Source organism: Flavobacterium mesophilum (genome assembly GCF_039581405.1).
GTDB lineage: Bacteria > Bacteroidota > Bacteroidia > Flavobacteriales > Flavobacteriaceae > Flavobacterium.
Map to the genome: position 1 here is coordinate 766092 of NZ_JBCPXZ010000002.1, position 18226 is coordinate 784317.

Consider the following 18226-nt stretch of genomic DNA (forward strand, 5'->3'; position numbering starts at 1 on the left):
TTTTTTTATTTTTCTACACTAGTTCTATGTGCATACTTTTTTAAAATATAGGATGTCACAGGCTTAAGCGCCTCGTTATTTTCAGGGTGTCTACCGTGACCATTAAAGAAATCAATACCATCGGCCGTTTTTCCGTACCAAATGGTCGCTGTTCCATTCTTATCAAAACATACTGTGTTATCAGAAATGTCGATTTTTTTCAGATTAACCAAACTCTCGTCTAATAACTCTACAGGGTTTGAATTATATCCATTTGTATTCAAGGTACAGGTTACAATTTCGTAGTGATCTCCAGACCATTGCATACATTGTTTGTTAGGAAGTGCCAAATAAATGATCACTCCAATTAAAGAAACAACTGCCGTAATTGCAACATTTCTCAATAAGGCAAATTTTCTCTCAGCTGATTTTTTCTCAACTAACCAGTTAATCGCGCTTTTATAAGTTGGCATTCCGGTCGTTTTAGAAACTTCCAAAATCTGCTCATTTTCGTTTTCAGAAAGATCCTCTTTGCATCCGTAAACTTCAAGGTCTTCATAAACTGCTTTGGCCTTAAATTTTCTGAAAGGCCTTGGCTCGAAATCAATCAAAATTGCCGCCATATCGACAGTATCAATCTTTTGAGGCTCTTTCTCTCCCCTTAAAAAGGCACCTACTTTTTTGTATTTATCCGTATAACATGTCGATGTATCTTCTTCATTTTTATTGAATGGAACTCCTTTGAAGTCCCAATACACTTTTAAGTCATCCGGACTTGGATTTGTACTCAAAATTTTCCAGCATAAGTCTCTCAAATTTGCTTGAGAAGGGATTTCTAGAAAGTTCGAATTCTCCCCCGTTTCTTTTTCATTTTTATATTTTGTTCGTATAGCTTCTTTATAAGCTTTTTCATAATTGTATCGTGTAATGTTCTGCATGACATTCAGGATTTTTAGGATTTTTAGGATTAACACTCGGATTTTTCAGGAAAAACAGGAACATACGGAATTCCCGGATTTCCAGATAAATTCTGATGCAGCTAAGGTTTTACTTTGCTTCAGAATTAGTTCTTGTTCTGACTCGCGATTAGAACATATGTACAAAGCTGGTTCCCAAACAAAGTGCGAAAAACGGTAAGACTCATTTTTTAGGAGGGAAGTCAAAACTTGATCTTACTGTTTCTGCGCGCTTCTTCCCAACAAAATTGTCATTGTTAAAAAACGATTCAGACTATATCTGAACAGCAATGCGCATGCCAAATTTTAAAATCTTAAAAAAAATGAAAAAAATATTTTTATTGGGAGCTTTCCTGCTTTTGAGTGTTACTTTGTTTTCTTGCACTGCAGACGAATATGATGATGTTAAAAAAGAAATAAAACCTGCGAAGTCAAATTATGCAGCAGATGGAGACGATGGTCCTGGCGATCTTCCGCCTGGTACTCCTCCTCCTCCTCCTCCAACTAAAGACTAAAGATTAAACAAAAAATCATTTTAGTCTAATTTTATTACTACTTTCGGGGAAAGTAAATTTTATGCTACGATCCCCGTTTTTCTATTTTGTCTCTTTTCTATTTTTATTTTCATGTAAAGACAAAACAACTTTAAATGTAAATGAAAAAAAAATCGAAATTGAAGCAATCGCCATTAGAGACAAAGGAATTGAGATTTATAAAAAAGGGAAATATGATAGAGCATTTTATTATTACAACAAGTCAATACCTTTGTTTGAAAAAGCCCGAGACAGTGCTAATATAGTATATGTCCTTAGTCAAATTGCTTACATCCAGCAAATAAATGGTGACTATTATGGAAGCAAGGAAACACTTACTGACGCGTTGCCATATGTTACAAAAAGAGATATTTACACCGCCTCAATTAATAACCTATTTGGAATAGCTGAAAAGGAATTATCAAATTATGATGATGCAATCTACTATTACAATCAAGGCGTAGAAGATTGCCCAGATTTCTCATGTAAAGAAAGTACTTTAAACAATATTGCAGTAGTTTATATCAATCAAAAAAAATACGATCAAGCTGTAAAAATTTATGATTCGATTTCAAAAATAAGAAAAACAACAGGTCAATCTAAAAGTTCCGATGCGGTAAATGTAGATAATTGGGGTTACGCTTTGTACAAAAATGGGCAAGCTGAAAAAGGGCTTCAACTTATGAAAAAAAGCCAGGGGTTAAAATCGAATATCCCGCAAGAATATGCAAGAATTGAAAACAATTTGCATCTTGCTGAATTTTATCTTGATAATAAAGAACCTTTAAAATCAAAAGATCACGCCTTACAAGCTTATCAAACTGCAACCAAACTTCGTAGCATTGACGAACGTTTAGAAGCTCTTTCCTTTTTAATGACTAATAATTCGATTGGAAATAGTATTGAATTTGCAAAAAAATTCTCCCTTCTGAATGACAGCATCATCAAAGTCAGAAACAACTTTAAAAACAAGTTTGCCAAAATCAGATACGATTCTCAAAAAGAAAAAGACGAAAACGAAAAACTTCGTTTAGTAAAAGCCGAAAACGAAGTGGCGCTACAACGTGCTAATTATCGTCAATTTATTTTCATTACCATTTTCCTTTTTCTTGCAGTCTTGATTTTTTATCTGAGAAAATACTATAGAGATAAAAATCAGATCGAAAAACTCAAAACAGCCTACGAAACCGAAATCAGAATTTCGAAGGATATTCATGACGAACTCGCAAATGATGTTTTTCATACCATTACTTTTTCACAGACACAACCACTTGAAACGGATAGTTCCAAAGAAACATTAATTGAAAAATTAGACAATATTTACGCTAGAGTCCGTAGCATTTCAAAAGAAAACAATACAATTGATACGGGAATAAATTATGTCCATAACCTAAAAGAGATGCTTTCGACCTATAATAATGACAACAGAAACATTATTATAAACAATATTGAAAAAATAAATTGGGATACAATTGAAGATTTAAAGAAAATCACAATTCAGCGATCACTACAAGAGTTAATGGTCAATATGGCCAAGCATAGCGGGGCTTCACTGGTTGTTGTCAAGTTTGACAGCGACCCAAATAAAATTTTTATTGACTATACGGACAACGGAAAAGGAGCAAAAAAGAATAAAATTATCAAAAATGGACTCCAAAATATGGAAAACCGTATTTTGTCTACAAAAGGAACTATTACTTTTGACACTGAACCTGATAAAGGTTTCAAAGTAAAGATATCCATGCCTAAATAATTTTAATATGTTTAAAAAAGTAATAATAGCCGAAGATCTAGATAGTATCAATTTTGGAATCGAACAAGTCCTAAAAGATTTAGGGATTGAAAATTTCGATTATTCCAAATATTGTGATGATGCCTTTTTAAAAATACGCAAAGCTATTCAGGACAATGATCCTTATGATTTGTTGATTAGCGACCTTTCTTTTAAAACCGATCATCGTGAAGTAAAGCTTGCAAGCGGCGACGAATTGGTACAAAAAACACGAGAAATACAACCCGATATTAAAATATTAACGTATTCTGTCGAAGATAAAAGTTATCGCATCAAATCACTTTTTGAAAATGCGTCAATCAACGCTTTTGTCTTGAAAGGAAGAAACAGTATTGAAGAACTTAAAAAAGCAATCGGTATTATTTCGGCTTCTGATGATAAATTCATTTCGCCAGAAATTGCATCTGTACTTCAGGAAAAAAACAATTTTGAAATTGATGACATCGATATTAAAATTCTGAAATATCTAGCTGAAGGACAATCACAAGATGATATTATCGAAATTTTCAAAAATGCCAATATAAAACCCAACAGCAAAAGCGCCATTGAAAAAAGACTATCTAAACTGAAAGATTTTTTCAAAGCCAACAATGCCGTTCAGCTCGTTTATATTGCAAAAGATATGGGGATTATTTAATACTGTTACCGTAAGTTTCCTATTGGCTTTTAATCGATTTTTCAACGACTTTTATCGTATTTAATTATTTGATAATAATGACTTTACAATTTATTCACATTAGTTTTCTTAATTTGAATAAAACAAAAAGTTATGAAATTCTTTAATCTAAATTTTCTAGTATCATTCAAAGAATGGCTTTTTTTAAGAGCGATGCAATCTTCTTTCCTTCATTAATATATTAAATCAAGGAAGAACATTTGAATGAATAAAACTGACAAATCATTTTTGAACAAAAATCAATTTGGTGAAGATTTCTTGTGGGGTGTTTCAACTGCCGCTTTCCAAATTGAAGGAGCTCATGATACCGACGGAAAAGGTTCTTCTATCTGGGATGTTTTTACCGCTCAGAAAGGAAAAATCAAAAACGGGCATCATGCTATAATAGCTTGTGATTTCTACAATTCGTATCAAACAGACATTAGTCTAATTCGCGAATTAAATATCCCTAATTTTAGATTTTCAATCAGCTGGCCTCGCATTATGCCCACAGGTGTTCACCCTGTAAATCAAGCCGGAATTGATTATTACAATAAAATTATCGATTCGCTTTTGGCGCAAGGAATTGAACCTTGGGTGACGCTTTATCATTGGGATCTACCTCACGCTCTTGAAGAAAAAGGCGGATGGACCAATCGTGAATCCGTTTCTTGGTTTTCAGATTACGTAGATATTTGTGCAAAACATTTTGGCGATCGCGTAAAAAACTGGATGGTGATCAATGAACCTTCCGTATTTACTGGAGCTGGTTATTTTTTGGGCATACACGCACCCGGAAAAAAAGGCATTACAAATTATATCAAAGCCATGCATCATGTAACTTTAGCAACAGTTGCCGGTGCAAAAAAACTACGTGAGCACGTTTCTGATGCAAATATCGGAACCACTTTTTCCTGCACGCACATAGAACCATTTTCAGAAAGCCAAAAAGACATTGAAGCTGCAAAACGTGTTGATACTTTATTAAATCGCACTTTTATCGAACCGCTTTTAGGTCTTGGTTATCCGCAGGAAGATCTGCCAGTTTTGAAAAAATTAAACAATTATATTCTAGAAGACGATCGAAACAATCTTGCGTTCGACTTCGACTTTATCGGACTTCAATGCTATACTAGAGAAGTCGTAAAAGCATCCTTATTGACGCCATATATTGGCGCCGAATTAATAAGCGCCGAAAAACGAAATGTAATTTCCACCGAAATGGGCTGGGAAGTCTATCCGCCTGCACTTTACCATATTTTAAAAAGATTCAACAGTTACGAAGGCATCAGAAAAATTATAATTACTGAAAACGGAGCCGCATTTCCTGACACCGTTACAAACGGAAAAGTGTATGATATAAAACGTACACATTTTATCCAGGATCATTTGGAACAAATTCTTAAAGCCAAAGAAGACGGCCTAAATGTTGACGGTTATTTTGTCTGGAGCCTTACCGATAATTTTGAATGGGCAGAAGGCTACAACGCCAGATTTGGACTTATTCATGTTGACTTTGAAACACAAAAGAGAACAATTAAGCAATCCGGTTTATGGTTTGGAGAATTCTTGTCGTCAACTAAATAAGAAGGCATAAAATCCAGCATTCCGGAATTTTATACATTTAATTATAAATTTTATGGAAAGCAACTGGTTTATTGTCACGGCGCTATCAGCCATTTTTTTATTTGTTTGTTTCCTCATCCGATTAACAAAAAGAGATCGAATAAAAATCGAAAAAGAGTTAAATTATCTTCGAGAAATTGAGGAAGCAGAAACAAAAAAAGACAGCTTATAAGTTTTATCAGGAGCTATTTCCAGCTATCCGCTATATCTTTCCTTGCCTAAAGAAGGCAAGCAAAGGATGCCGCTTCTATCTGGGCTAGGGCTAACATTTTCAAAAGAAATTTTTAGTTATAAAAAACAAAAACCTTCCAGAATAATTACTTCTGGAAGGCCTCTACTAATAACTAATTAAAATGGGTATTCTACTTCCAACCCCCGCCTAAGTCTCTGTAAACATGAACTGCAGCATTGAGTTGTTCTTTTTTAGTATCAATCAATTCTAAATTTGCCTCTAATGCGTCACGTTGCGTCATTAAAACCTCAAAATAATCTACTCTAGCCGATTTAAATAAATCATTCGATACATCAATTGATTTGTTTAATGCATCAACCTGTTGTGATTTCAAATCATAGCTCTTTTGCAGATTATCAATTTTAGAAAGCTGATTAGATACTTCTAAATAAGCGTTTAAAATCGTTTTGTCATAATTATATAATGCCTGAAGTTGTCTAGCATTTGCACTTGCAAACTCGGCTTTGATAGCATTTCTGTTAATCAATGGCGCAGCAAGATCTCCTGCCAATGAATACAAAAGCGATTCAGGAAGCGTAAACAAATACGATGGTTTGAATGCTTGAACTCCAAAAGCAGCCGTAATATCAAGTGAAGGATAAAATTCTGCGCGAGCCACTTTTACATCTAATTTGGCAGCAACCAATTCTAATTCTGCTTGTTTAACATCAGGACGGTTCATCAATAATTGAGACGGAATTCCAGCAGTTACTGAAGCTGGCAAAAGCTTCAAGAAATTGCTGTTTGTTCTTTTAATTTCCTGTGGATAACGCCCCAACAAGAAATTAATTTTGTTTTCAGTCTCTTTGATTTGCTGTAAAATATCAAACTCCATACTTTTTGAAGTCAATACTTCGGCTTCAAACTTCTTCACTCCAAGTTCTGTAGCTCTAGCTGCTTGCTTTTGAATTTTTACAATTTCCAAAGCGTTAGATTGCAAAGTAATCGTCTGCTTCACAATATCCAACTGATTGTCTAGCGCTAATAATTCATAATACGAATCAGCGATTTCGGCAATAAGATTGGTAACCACGAAGTTTTTCCCTTCAACAGTTGCCAAATATCTGTTTAAAGCTGCTTTTTTAGAATTGCGCAGTTTTTTCCAGATATCCACTTCCCAGTTTGCATAAGCTGCAATAGTAAAATCTCCTAGTGGATCTGGTGTTTCTACACCAGGTTTGATTTCTGTAGTGGCATCACCAGCACCTTGGCTGGTATACCTTCCTACTTTTTCTACTCCAGCTCCGGCACGAACACCAACTTGTGGTAATAAAAGTCCTTTACGAACTCTAACATCGTTCTTAGCGATTTCGATTTCCTGCAGCGTCATGTTTAACTCCTGATTGTTTTTCAGGGCCACATCAATCAAATCGACAAGGTTTTGATCCTTAAAGAACTCATTCCATTTTACAGTTGATGTATTTGTTGTGTCCTGAGTGGCAGCAGCACCAAATGATTCTGGAACCGGCGCACTAGCAGTTGCTGTCTCTGGAGTAGGAGCTTTACAACCTACTACAGCCAAACACAACCCTAATGCGACGCTATATTTATATACTTTAAATTTATTATACATGATTGTTGTCAATTTCTTCAGTTAATGGGTTTTCTTCTTCATGTTTTACCAGTTTGTGTTTTTCTGCAATTCTTCCGAAGATATAATATAATCCAGGAATCAAGAATACTCCACAAATAGTTCCTATAAGCATTCCTCCCGCAGCTGCAGTACCAATAGTTCTGTTACCAATTTTACCCGGTCCAGTTGCAAAAGCAAGCGGAAGCAAACCAGCAATAAATGCAAACGAAGTCATCAAGATCGGACGGAACCTCGCTTTTGAACCTTCCATAGCAGCTTCAAGAACCGATTTTCCAGCAGCATGCCTTTGAATCGCAAACTCTACGATCAATACCGCATTTTTACCTAATAAACCGATAAGCATTACCATAGCAACTTGAGCGTAAATATTGTTCTCTAATCCTGTGAATTTCAACAAAAGGAAAGCTCCAAAAATACCTGCTGGTAAAGAAAGAATTACTGATAATGGCAAAATAAAACTCTCGTATTGAGCCGCTAGAACCAAGTAAACAAATCCTAAACAGATCAAGAATACCCAAATTGCTTGATTACCTTGAGCAACCTCATCGGCAGAAATACCTGCCCAGTCAATATCATATCCTCTAGGCAATTTTTCCTCTGCTATTTTCTGAATTACTTTAATCGCCGTACCAGAGCTATACCCTGCCGCTGGAGAACCACTAATTTGCGTTGAAGTATACATGTTATGACGTGTAATCTCAGAAAGTCCGTATACTTTTTCCAATCTCATGAAAGCAGAATATGGCACCATTTCGTCACGATCATTTTTCACATACAATTTCAAGATATCATCTGGCTGTGCACGATATTCTGGCGAAGCTTGAACAATAACTTTATAGTTGATTCCGAATTTGATAAAACTGATTTCATAGTTACTACCTACAAGCGTTGACAATGTATTCATTGCGTTTTCGATAGAAACTCCTTTTTGCTGTGCCAAATCATTATCGACTTTCATCATATATTGAGGGAAACTCGAGCTATAAAAACTGAATACATTCGACAATTCTGGCTGTTTGTTCAACTCGGCAACAAACTCGTTGTTTACCTTCTCCATTCTTTTGTAATCTCCAGAACCTGTTTTGTCTAACAAACGAAGCTCGAATCCTCCCGCAGCACCATATCCTGGTACAGCCGGTGGTTGGAAAAATTCGATATTTGCTCCTGCAATATCTTTGCATTTTTCCTCCATCTCATGCATAATCTCAACAACAGATTCTTTTCTGTCGCTCCAGTCTTTAAGGTTCACCAAACAAGTTCCCGAGTTGGCACCTGTACCTTCAGAAAGAATTTCATAACCCGCTAATGAAGAAACAGATTTTACTCCGTCAATTTCTTCAGCAATCTTTTGAACTCTTTCAGCAATATTATTTGTTCTTTCTAACGAAGAACCTGGAGGAGTCTGAATTACTGCATAAAACATTCCCTGATCCTCATTCGGAATAAATCCAGAAGGAACTGAACTACTGATCACCCAAGTTCCAATACAGAAACCAATTAAAGCAACAAATGTTACTACTCGTCTGTTAACGATTTTTGCTAATACATTTTGGTATCTACCTTGAGCAAGGTTGAACTTTTCGTTAAAAGCATCAATAAATCGATTTGCTGGTGTTTTCTTTTTAGGTTTACCATGGTCATTTTTCAACATCATTGCACAAAGTGCTGGTGTTAATGTCAAAGCCACAATACCAGAAAGAATAATAGCCGTTGCCATAGTTACAGAGAACTGTCTGTAAAATACTCCAACCGGACCAGACATAAATGCTACTGGAATAAATACCGCAGCCATAAGGAAGGTAATCGCTACGATCGCTCCAGCAATTTCATGCATGGCTTGTTTTGTTGCCTTAAATGGCGACAAATGACCTTCTTCCATCTTGGCATGAACGGCTTCAATAACCACAATCGCATCATCGACCACGACCCCAATTGCCAATACTAAAGCAAATAATGTAATCAAGTTCAACGAAATGTCGAAAAATGTCATGAACACGAATGTTCCTACCAATGATACCGGTACCGCAATTGCCGGAATAACCGTTGAACGCCAGTCTCCCAAGAAAAGGAAAACTACCAAACCAACCAAAATAAACGCTTCAACAAGCGTATGGATTACTTTTTCAATAGAAGCATCAAGGAATTTAGAAACGTCATATGAAATCTCATAATTCATTCCTTTTGGAAATCTCTGTTTGATTTTTTCCAATTTCGCTTTTACCTCTTCAATAACCTGATTCGCGTTACTTCCAAAAGATTGTTTTAATACGATCGCCGCAGATGGCTTTCCATTCAAATTAGAATAGATATCATACATCGAGCTACCAAATTCAACTTTTGCAATGTCTTTCAAACGTAAAAGCTCTCCATTTGGATTTGATTTTACAACGATATTCTCGTATTGTTCTTTTGTTGTAAAACGTCCAGAATATTTCAATACATATTCGAATGCTTGAGAACGTTTACCAGAACTTTCTCCTGTTTTACCCGGAGAAGCTTCCAAACTCTGACTTGATAATGCTTCCATTACCTCATCAGCAGAAATTTTATAAGCTAGCATACGATCTGGTTTCAACCAAATACGCATTGCATATTCACGTGTTCCTAAGATATCTCCAGAACCAATACCATTTACCCTTTTCAATTCAGAAAGTACGTTGATATCGGCATAGTTGTATAAGAACTTCATGTCGGTATTTGGGTCTGTACTGTAAAGGTTCACATACATCAACATACTCGGTACTTCACGTGTAATTTTGATACCCTCACGAATTACCAAAGGAGGAAGTTTATTGGTAACCGAAGCCACACGGTTTTGAACGTTAATTGCAGCTTGATTTGGATCTGTACCTAAATTAAATACAACTTTTATAGTAGCCTCACCATCGTTACCTGCATCAGAAGCCATGTATTTCATTCCAGGAACACCATTCAAGGCTCTTTCCAACGGGATAACTACGGCCTTGATCATCAACTCACCATTCGATCCTGGATAATCTGCAGTAACGTTCACCATTGGTGGCGAAATGGTAGGGAACTGTGTAATTGGCAAACTCAATACCGACAACACCCCTAAAAAGACAATAACCAACGATATTACTATCGATAGAACAGGTCTTTGAATAAATTTATTAAACATTTGTATATTTTTTAATGATTATTACCAATAGAACCTATTCCGCTTTTACGCGTAAATGTTTTATTACCTCTTGAGGCGCTTGGAATTCATATTTAATTTTGTCGTTTTCTTTTACTTTCTGAACACCTTCAAGTAAAATTCTGTCATTCTCTGTAATACCACTTTTGATTACGTATAAATCAGGCACTTCGCCAGTAATTGTAATTTCTCTAGAGCTAACTTTGTTGTCTTTCCCAACTACAAAAACATATTTTTTATCCTGAATTTCGTAAGTAGCTTTTTGAGGAATGATGATAGCATTTTTAAGAGGTACAATCATTTGAACTTGTCCTGTCTCTCCATTTCTCAACAATCTTCCAGAGTTTGGGAATCTTGCTCTAAAAGCAATATTTCCAGTTTCATTATTGAATTCACTTTCAATAACTTCCACATTTCCTTTTTCTTTAAAAGTCTCGCCATTGGCTAAAACCAAGCTTACTTTATTGTCAGCACGATCTTTTACATCAGTTTGATATCTTAAATATTCTGGCTCCGAAACGTTGAAATAAGCAAACATTTGGCTATTGTCTGAAAGGCTTGTCAATAATTCTCCTTCATCAATTAGACTTCCTAGTTTTAATGGAATACGGTCAATCGTTCCGTCAAATGGGGCTCTGATTTCAGTGAATGATAAGTGTAATTTTGCCAATGCAACTTCAGCTTTTGCAGATTGCAATTTTGCTTGAGCAACACTTAATTCGTTTTTAGAAACGATATTTTTATCTGCCAACAATTTGGCGTTTTGTAGTTCAATTTCAGTTGATTTTTGCTCAGCTTGTGCTTTAAGTAATTCTGCCTGATACATGTTTGGCATAATTTTAAACAATAACTGACCCGCTTTTACAAACTGTCCTTCATCCACATAGATGTTTTGTAAAAACCCTTTTTCTTGGGCGCGTAGTTCAATATTTCGCACAGATTTAATCTGTGAAACATATTCTTTTGTAAATGAAGTATCAATTCTTATCGGATTTGTTACCGTGAATTTTTCAACTTCTTCTTTCTCTTCTTTTTTAGTTGTACAACTAGTTAGGCACACAAAGGCCATTAAGCCTGTGAACAAAATAATTCTTTTCATGATTTAGTTTGGAAATTAAGCGATTCAATGCTTGGAATACAGTGATTCCTTTGGATGGAAAAATGCATCAGACACCAATAGATATAACCAAACTTTCATACAAGAAGAGGTAGAAAAAAAATATACATCAACAAGATAGCAGGATTACAGCCTAGGTAACCGATGTATATTGGTAAATCAAATTCTTAATACTCTCTGAGTAATATAGATAGGATTTGAATGCGCTAAGAAAGGCGCGTAGATTTTAAATCGATTTGATTCGCTTGTTGCAGATTGATCTGAAAAAGATAAATACCAGCTATCAAGTATACTGTAGTTAACTCCAATAAGTTTTCCAGCAAGTCCATCATTTAGATCGTCATTTCCTGACAAATCTTCACCAAGATCAACATCTGCATCTTCAATAACTGAAGTGCCTCTTTCTTGATTAGTGAATCTTACACGGTGCTTTTTTTCGAAGGTATGATGTTGAGAACCATCAAAAGTATTGGCATTGAGATATTGGCCTCCGCCTGACAGAAGCAAATTCATGAATACTAAAAATACTATTATCTTTCTCATTCGGGTGCGAAAGTAATAAAAGATTGCAACAAAAAAAATAAAATAAGAAAGTCTTAACATGTCCGTAATAAACGAAAACGTTTTCATCTATTACGATTATTCATTTCGCAGCTAAATTGGCAAATTTATATCAAAACCATAATGGATCATCATTTTGGATTGTCGTTACTTTTAAAACAACAATTTTTTACCGTATTGAAAACATCAAAATCGTAAATATTTGATATCAAATATCTTATTCACAAATACCAATGCTTTTTTTAGAGCAAAATTTCCATTATTGTAAATTCTTGACCTTCTTTAGTGAAAATTTTATGTGTATCGCTCATTCCGAATTTCTCATAAAAAGACTTTTTGTTTGTGCGTGCATTACACCAAATTTTCGTTGCGTTTTTCTCCTTAGCAAGACTAAAAATATGTTTCAGTAATTGGGAAGCGATTCCTTTTCCTTGAAATTCTTCCAGCGTTGCCAATTTTCTAAACTGCATTTCATCATCTTTAAAAAAACAAGAGACAATCGAAACCAGTTTTTCATCTAAAAATGCTCCAAAATGAAAACCTAAATTATCTTCTTCTAATTGAACAAATTCAAAAGGCAAATTAGGCCACATTACCTCATGTCGGATTTTCCAAGTTTGAGAAGGTTCAATTGCGGTAATTTTTAGTGAAGTCATCATGTAAATCTTTTTTTCAAATTTAGAGCATTTTATAATCTCATTTCCAGTCTCAACCAAAAACCATACAATGCTCATTTTCAAAAATATAACTTAAAATAAATAAGATAAATCATTCGAAATTGATTTTTAATAATTAATTTTATAGAGTCAAAAACAAAAAATCCACTTATGAAAAAACTCATTCTCGCAGTATTATTATGTATTAGTGCAAATGGTTTTGCGCAGTTAATACAAATCGGGCCTCAATTTTCTACTAATATAACTTCCGCAGTTACTGATGATTTTAGTTCTAAAAGCTCAGGAACTGATTACGGATTTGCAGCATTTGTACGCGTAAATCTGGCTCTTTTTTATGCTCAGGGTGAATTTGGATATGCGCAATCAAAATTTAGCGTTTCGCAAACGGGAATTGGAGAAACAGAATATGAACTGGGCGGAACTGATGCGACCTTGCTTGCAGGCTTAAAAGTGTTGCCATTAGGGAAATTAGGCAACGTCAGAATTTTTCTTGGATACAACTGGAAGAATTATTCAGATATTAATGCCAGCAATAATCTGAATTATATTGCTTTTGAAAAAAACAACAGCAGTTTCTTAGGGGGCGTTGGAGTTGATTTATGGCGATTTACAGTTGATTACAGATATCTTGCCGGTGTAACCGATCTTGATCCTTCGGGAAGAAGTTTGAAAACAGGAATTTCGAATTTTTCGGTTGGATTTAAATTTTTATAAAACATTATTTTTCAAAACATAAAAAAAGGGAATCAGATGATTCCCTTTTTTATTATTTCACTTTAATAAAATACGCTTCTTCGTTATTCTCAGTTATTTTCTCAATGCCTGTTTCATTTTTTCTGGCAACATTAATAACATGCAAGACATTCGTTTCTTCATTTAAAAGACAACTCCAAATAGTGCCGTCAGAAAGAATAATATCTGAAAATATCCCATCAGATGCATCTTTATTATAATATTTCAAATCTTCAGTTTTGATGAGTTTTTTTGTTTGAGTCTTTTTATCCGTCTCATAAAACAAAATCTTGTCTAGGCTTATTTCAATTGTTTCTTCAATTTCATTCTGGTTTACATCATTTGTCTGAGCCCAAACTGGTTTATCTCCAGTCATTTTCCAAGTTCCCACAAGATGTCCCAAAACATCATTTCTCAGAATCGTTTTCAATGCATCCACTTTTTTAGCAGATTCTTTTCCTAATTCATTTTCAGGTTTAAGTCTTGAAGCAATTGAAAATAAGTCTAATGCTTTTCTAAAATCAGCTTTTTGGTAGTAGGAAACCGCCAATTCGTATCGGCTTTTCTGAAATGCGATTTTAGGATCATTTTGAGCAAAACATTTAAAAGAAAGCAATAAAACTAAAAGAACAGGGTATTTTTTCATTAATAATGCAGTTATTTATTTTCTGCAAACGTAACTTTTTAAACTGATACCTTAGTACGGTTTTCCACATTTGGATTATTTTGTGTAAAAAACAAAAAAAGCCGTCATTTTCATTTGAAAAGACGACTTTTTGTTTCACTTTTAGTACCAATTATTTAGCTGACCAAGTATTATTCTTAGGCGTCGCATCCATAAAAATACCACCATCTAGTGTTATTTGCTTAATTTCCTTCTTATTTTTTAAAGTAATTGTTGCTAATTTTTGGTTTGCTTCCCAAATTGCAGGTGTTTGATGAACTATTTCATTTGAATTATCTGCATAAACAACTTTTACATCAAAAGGAACTGCAAATCCTCCTGTATTTTCAACTGAAATTTTATTCTTTTCTACATTCTTAATCGTAAGATCAATGTAATTATTAGTGAAAAACCAATTATTAAAAAACCAATTCAAATTCTTTCCTGTTGCGGTATTAAATGAATTGAAATAATCCCACGGAATTGGGTGTTTTCCATTCCAATTTTCCATATAAGCATGCAAAGCTTTTTTGAATAATTCGTCGCCTAACATATCTTTTAAAGCCAAATACGAAAGTGATGGTTTTCCGTAAGAGTTATTTCCATAACCCGGTCCTGAAAGCTGAGATGACATCGAGATAATAGGCTGATCCTCTTCAGTAGATAAATCAGTTATGTATTGCTGCACTCTAAAGCTTTTATAAAATTTATCTGCTGCTTCTTTGCCGTGTTCTGCAATTCCAATCAAATATTCAAAAGTCGTTGCCCAACCTTCGTCCATAAAAGCATAACGCGTTTCATTGATTCCCATATAAAAAGGGAAATACGTATGTGCCACTTCATGATCTTGAACCAACTGTGCAAAAACAGGATCTCCCATTTGCGAATCGTTGCACATCATTGGGTATTCCATGTCGGCAAATCCTTGAAAAGCTGTCATTTTTGAAAACGGATATGGAACTCCAGGCCAACTATTAGAAAAGAAATCTAACGCATATTGATTGTTTTTAATCGAATTCACGAAATCGGTGCCTTTTACATCGTACGCCGCTTGAACACTTGCGCGTCTATTTGTCTTTTTGTCTACAACAACACTGCTTGCATCCCACAAATAATGGTCACTTAATCCAAAACAAACATCTGAAATGTGTTTTGCTTCAAACTTCCAAACGTTCCAATCGTTTTGTTTAGTTACCAAACCGTTTTTCATTTCTTGCTCATTTGCAATATGCATCACCTCATCTGTTACGTAAGATTTTTTTAAACGTGCCGAAAATTCAGGTTGTAAAACCTCATCTGGATTCAGTAAATCTCCAGTTGCATAAACCACGTAATTTTTAGGCGCTTTTACAGAAAATGCATAATCATTAAAATCATTATAAAATTCCTGACGATCGGTATGAGGAAGCATATCCCATTTGTTGTAATCATCAAAAACAGAAACTCTTGGATAACTGTATGCTACAAAAAAAGTAGTTTCGTCAATTTGGCCTTCTCTCCCGCTTTCTTTAGATAATGGATAATTCCAATCAATATTAATGGTAATTTTAGAATGTGGCGGAAGTGCTTTTTTCATTTTAACATTCCCAACAGTTCCCCAACTTCTTGCATCTTCTTTATACGCTTCTCCTTCAATTTTTAGAGACGTAATCGTAAGTCCGTTACTCAAAAAATCATCACTTACGCTCCCTCCTCGTGGAGAATTAGGTTTATGAAGATTATTTACAAATCTAATTTTAAGATTTCTAAGCGTATCACTACTGTTATTTTCATAAATAATAGTTTCTGTACCGCTTACTATTTTCGTTTTGGCATCAACAGCAATTTCCATGTTGTAGTTTCCATGATTCTGCCAATAATTTTTTCCAGGTTTTCCGTCCATTGAGCGGGTTCCTTTTGCGTAAGCTTCTTTTATGTTTCGAGGCATATAAAGTTCTTGCGCAAAGCTATTTTGTGCAAAAAATGCCAAAGCAATTAACAAAAACTGCATTGATTTTGTTCTCATAAATGTTTTAAGATTTTGATGATTTTATTTCGTTATAATATTAGTGGATTTTTTTAACTTATTGTTACAATAGAGTTAGAAAAATTTAAGTTCCAAAAAAAATAAAATTCCATGTTTCATGTTTCATATTGTCAGGCTGAGCGGAGTCGAAGCCCAGCTTTGTGCCCTTCGACTTCGCTCAGGGTGACATGCGTTCTGAACGAATGTGAAGAACCAAAACCTCAGAACCTTTGTCCCTTTGTCCCTTAAAAAGAAAAAACCGTCTCCTTCAAAAAGAAAAAGACGGTGACCTACAATTAATATATAACCTTGATGACTACAAAATATAATCGGTATTAATGAAATTCGATTCTTTGCTGTTTAGCAATTCCTGCAAAATTTCATTGTTGTAATCGATATCTTTTGAAGCTACAAACGTACGTATTGAAAAAGAACGCAAAGCATCTGGAATACTTAATGTTCCAACCGCAGAGTCTTTTCTTCCTGTAAAAGGGAACGCATCCGGTCCTCTTTGACATGAACTATTTAAATTAACTCTGCAAACTAAATTTACTAAAGCATCAATAAGCGGTGCCAAAGTTTTGATGTTTTTTCCAAACAAACTCACTTGTTGGCCATAATTTGATTCGGCCATATCTTCAAGTGGTTCGTTGATATCTTTGAAAGAAATAATTGGAACTACTGGACCAAATTGTTCTTCGTGATACACTCTCATTTCTTTATTTACCGGATATAAAACAGCTGGAAAAATAAAGTTTTCAGTATGTTTTCCTCCTTTTTCATTAATAATGCTTGCACCTTTGCTTTTCGCATCATCAATTAATCCCTGAATGTAAGCTGGTTTGTCAGTTTCTGGAAGTGGTGTTAAAGAAGCTCCTTTTTCCCACGGATTTCCAAATCCTAAAGCATCTACTTTTTCAGCGAAACGTTTGTTGAATTCTTCTCTAATTGATTCGTGAACATATAATACTTTTAGAGCCGTACAACGCTGACCGTTGAAAGACAACGATCCGGTAATACATTCTTGAATAGCCAAATCTAAATCGGCATCCGGAAGAATAATCGCTGGATTTTTTGCTTCTAAACCTAAAATCAAACGAAGTCTGTTTTTGTTTGGATGCTGATCCTGCAAAGCAATCGCCGATTTGCTGTTTCCAATTAATGCCAAAACATCAATTTTTCCAGATTTCATAATTGGCGAAGCCACTTCTCTTCCGCGTCCGTACACGATATTGATAACACCTTTTGGGAAACTGCTTCTAAAAGCTTCCAAAAGTGGTGAAATACATAAAACACCATGTTTTGCAGGTTTGAAGATTACAGCGTTACCCATAATCAAAGCCGGAATCAACAAAGAGAAAGTTTCGTTTAACGGATAGTTATATGGCCCAAGACATAAAACAACGCCTAGAGGTCCACGACGAATCATAGCGTTTACACCTTGTACTTTTTCAAAATGTGCGCTGCGTCCGTTTAATTCTTTATAACTAGCAATTGTATCGTAAATATATTCAACGGTTCTATCGAACTCTTTTTGAGAATCGCCAAGGTTCTTTCCAATTTCCCACATTAAAAGTTTGACCACTTCCTCACGAGTTTCTTTCATTTGTTTAACGAAATTCTCCATGCATTTAATACGGTCAGCCACTTTCATTGTTGGCCATAATCCTTGTCCTTTATCATAAGCCGCATTTGCAGCTTCAACAACTTCGGCAGCTTCTTTTTCTGCCATAAACGGAATTGATCCTAATAATGTTGGCGTATATTTTTCTGTAGAAGAAATAGTTGAAAAGACAGGCGTAGTTTGTCCGGTCCATTGTTTCAGTTCTCCATTTACAAGATAAGTATCTTGGTTTATCAGCTCTTTGATCTGATATTCTTCGGGTATTAAACTCATAATCTGGTAATTTATAGTTTGGTTATTAATAGCATTTTAAACGAAAAAA

14 protein-coding genes are annotated in these 18226 nt (G+C 34.8%); 5 read left to right on the forward strand and 9 right to left on the reverse strand.

The window, feature by feature from the left end; translation table 11 throughout:
- Window positions 1-5: 5 nt before the first annotated feature.
- Window positions 6-917: a hypothetical protein gene (locus AAYQ19_RS07705; protein ID WP_343535624.1), complete on the reverse strand. Its 912-nt coding sequence runs from the start codon at window positions 915-917 to the stop codon at window positions 6-8.
- Between the two features lie 341 nt (window positions 918-1258).
- Between AAYQ19_RS07705 and AAYQ19_RS07710 the strand changes: the two genes are divergently transcribed.
- From AAYQ19_RS07710 to AAYQ19_RS07725, 4 genes are all read left to right on the forward strand, one after another.
- Window positions 1259-1450 (forward strand): hypothetical protein, encoded by a 192-nt coding sequence (locus tag AAYQ19_RS07710; RefSeq protein ID WP_343535626.1) that lies wholly within the window; start codon window positions 1259-1261, stop codon window positions 1448-1450.
- Window positions 1451-1511: 61 nt separating this feature from the next.
- Window positions 1512-3221, forward strand: coding sequence for a tetratricopeptide repeat-containing sensor histidine kinase (locus AAYQ19_RS07715; RefSeq protein ID WP_343535628.1), 1710 nt, complete (start codon window positions 1512-1514; stop codon window positions 3219-3221).
- 7 nt (window positions 3222-3228) lie between these two features.
- Window positions 3229-3897 carry a response regulator gene (locus AAYQ19_RS07720; RefSeq protein WP_343535630.1) on the forward strand — a complete coding sequence of 223 codons (669 nt, stop codon included), beginning with the start codon at window positions 3229-3231 and terminating at the stop codon, window positions 3895-3897.
- Between the two features lie 243 nt (window positions 3898-4140).
- Complete coding sequence (locus tag AAYQ19_RS07725; protein ID WP_343535632.1) at window positions 4141-5502, forward strand: GH1 family beta-glucosidase; 1362 nt, start codon at window positions 4141-4143, stop codon at window positions 5500-5502.
- Between the two features lie 401 nt (window positions 5503-5903).
- Here AAYQ19_RS07725 and AAYQ19_RS07730 read toward each other — a convergent pair whose 3' ends face one another.
- The 5 genes from AAYQ19_RS07730 to AAYQ19_RS07750 all read right to left on the reverse strand — a co-directional run bounded on the left by AAYQ19_RS07730 (window position 5904) and on the right by AAYQ19_RS07750 (window position 12936).
- Complete coding sequence (locus AAYQ19_RS07730; RefSeq protein ID WP_343535633.1) at window positions 5904-7346, reverse strand: TolC family protein; 1443 nt, start codon at window positions 7344-7346, stop codon at window positions 5904-5906.
- A complete protein-coding gene (locus AAYQ19_RS07735) occupies window positions 7339-10506 on the reverse strand; it encodes an efflux RND transporter permease subunit (RefSeq protein ID WP_343535634.1) in 3168 nt (1055 codons plus the stop codon). The genes AAYQ19_RS07730 and AAYQ19_RS07735 overlap by 8 nt, the downstream gene beginning before the upstream one ends.
- 34 nt (window positions 10507-10540) lie before the next feature.
- Window positions 10541-11623, reverse strand: a complete 1083-nt coding sequence (locus tag AAYQ19_RS07740) for an efflux RND transporter periplasmic adaptor subunit (RefSeq protein ID WP_343535636.1) — start codon at window positions 11621-11623, stop codon at window positions 10541-10543.
- Between the two features lie 177 nt (window positions 11624-11800).
- Window positions 11801-12184, reverse strand: coding sequence for a hypothetical protein (locus tag AAYQ19_RS07745; RefSeq protein WP_343535638.1), 384 nt, complete (start codon window positions 12182-12184; stop codon window positions 11801-11803).
- Between the two features lie 260 nt (window positions 12185-12444).
- The gene (locus tag AAYQ19_RS07750; protein WP_343535640.1) at window positions 12445-12936 is read right to left on the reverse strand and encodes a GNAT family N-acetyltransferase; all 492 of its coding nucleotides are present in this window, start codon (window positions 12934-12936) and stop codon (window positions 12445-12447) included.
- 93 nt (window positions 12937-13029) lie between these two features.
- On the opposite strand from AAYQ19_RS07750, the gene AAYQ19_RS07755 reads away from it, so the two are divergent.
- On the forward strand, window positions 13030-13593 hold the full coding sequence (locus tag AAYQ19_RS07755; RefSeq protein ID WP_343535643.1) for a putative outer membrane beta-barrel protein: 564 nt from the start codon (window positions 13030-13032) through the stop codon (window positions 13591-13593).
- Between the two features lie 52 nt (window positions 13594-13645).
- Here AAYQ19_RS07755 and AAYQ19_RS07760 read toward each other — a convergent pair whose 3' ends face one another.
- The 3 genes from AAYQ19_RS07760 to AAYQ19_RS07770 all read right to left on the reverse strand — a co-directional run bounded on the left by AAYQ19_RS07760 (window position 13646) and on the right by AAYQ19_RS07770 (window position 18177).
- Complete coding sequence (locus AAYQ19_RS07760; RefSeq protein ID WP_343535645.1) at window positions 13646-14257, reverse strand: hypothetical protein; 612 nt, start codon at window positions 14255-14257, stop codon at window positions 13646-13648.
- 151 nt (window positions 14258-14408) lie between these two features.
- Window positions 14409-16280 carry a M1 family metallopeptidase gene (locus AAYQ19_RS07765; protein WP_343535647.1) on the reverse strand — a complete coding sequence of 624 codons (1872 nt, stop codon included), beginning with the start codon at window positions 16278-16280 and terminating at the stop codon, window positions 14409-14411.
- 316 nt (window positions 16281-16596) lie between these two features.
- On the reverse strand, window positions 16597-18177 hold the full coding sequence (locus AAYQ19_RS07770; protein WP_343535649.1) for an NADP-dependent glyceraldehyde-3-phosphate dehydrogenase: 1581 nt from the start codon (window positions 18175-18177) through the stop codon (window positions 16597-16599).
- Window positions 18178-18226: the final 49 nt, after the last annotated feature.

Excerpts from the sequence above, each read along its gene's own strand:
- AAYQ19_RS07740 (WP_343535636.1), bottom strand. The coding sequence starts at position 11,623 with ATGAAAAGAATTATTTTGTTCACAGGCTTAATGGCCTTTGTGTGCCTA.
- AAYQ19_RS07730 (WP_343535633.1), bottom strand. The coding sequence starts at position 7,346 with ATGTATAATAAATTTAAAGTATATAAATATAGCGTCGCATTAGGGTTG.
- AAYQ19_RS07765 (WP_343535647.1), bottom strand. The coding sequence starts at position 16,280 with ATGAGAACAAAATCAATGCAGTTTTTGTTAATTGCTTTGGCATTTTTT.
- AAYQ19_RS07710 (WP_343535626.1), top strand. The coding sequence starts at position 1,259 with ATGAAAAAAATATTTTTATTGGGAGCTTTCCTGCTTTTGAGTGTTACT.
- AAYQ19_RS07705 (WP_343535624.1), bottom strand. The coding sequence starts at position 917 with ATGCAGAACATTACACGATACAATTATGAAAAAGCTTATAAAGAAGCT.
- AAYQ19_RS07715 (WP_343535628.1), top strand. The coding sequence starts at position 1,512 with ATGCTACGATCCCCGTTTTTCTATTTTGTCTCTTTTCTATTTTTATTT.
- AAYQ19_RS07770 (WP_343535649.1), bottom strand. The coding sequence starts at position 18,177 with ATGAGTTTAATACCCGAAGAATATCAGATCAAAGAGCTGATAAACCAA.
- AAYQ19_RS07760 (WP_343535645.1), bottom strand. The coding sequence starts at position 14,257 with ATGAAAAAATACCCTGTTCTTTTAGTTTTATTGCTTTCTTTTAAATGT.
- AAYQ19_RS07720 (WP_343535630.1), top strand. The coding sequence starts at position 3,229 with ATGTTTAAAAAAGTAATAATAGCCGAAGATCTAGATAGTATCAATTTT.
- AAYQ19_RS07745 (WP_343535638.1), bottom strand. The coding sequence starts at position 12,184 with ATGAGAAAGATAATAGTATTTTTAGTATTCATGAATTTGCTTCTGTCA.
- AAYQ19_RS07750 (WP_343535640.1), bottom strand. The coding sequence starts at position 12,936 with ATGAGCATTGTATGGTTTTTGGTTGAGACTGGAAATGAGATTATAAAA.
- AAYQ19_RS07735 (WP_343535634.1), bottom strand. The coding sequence starts at position 10,506 with ATGTTTAATAAATTTATTCAAAGACCTGTTCTATCGATAGTAATATCG.
- AAYQ19_RS07755 (WP_343535643.1), top strand. The coding sequence starts at position 13,030 with ATGAAAAAACTCATTCTCGCAGTATTATTATGTATTAGTGCAAATGGT.
- AAYQ19_RS07725 (WP_343535632.1), top strand. The coding sequence starts at position 4,141 with ATGAATAAAACTGACAAATCATTTTTGAACAAAAATCAATTTGGTGAA.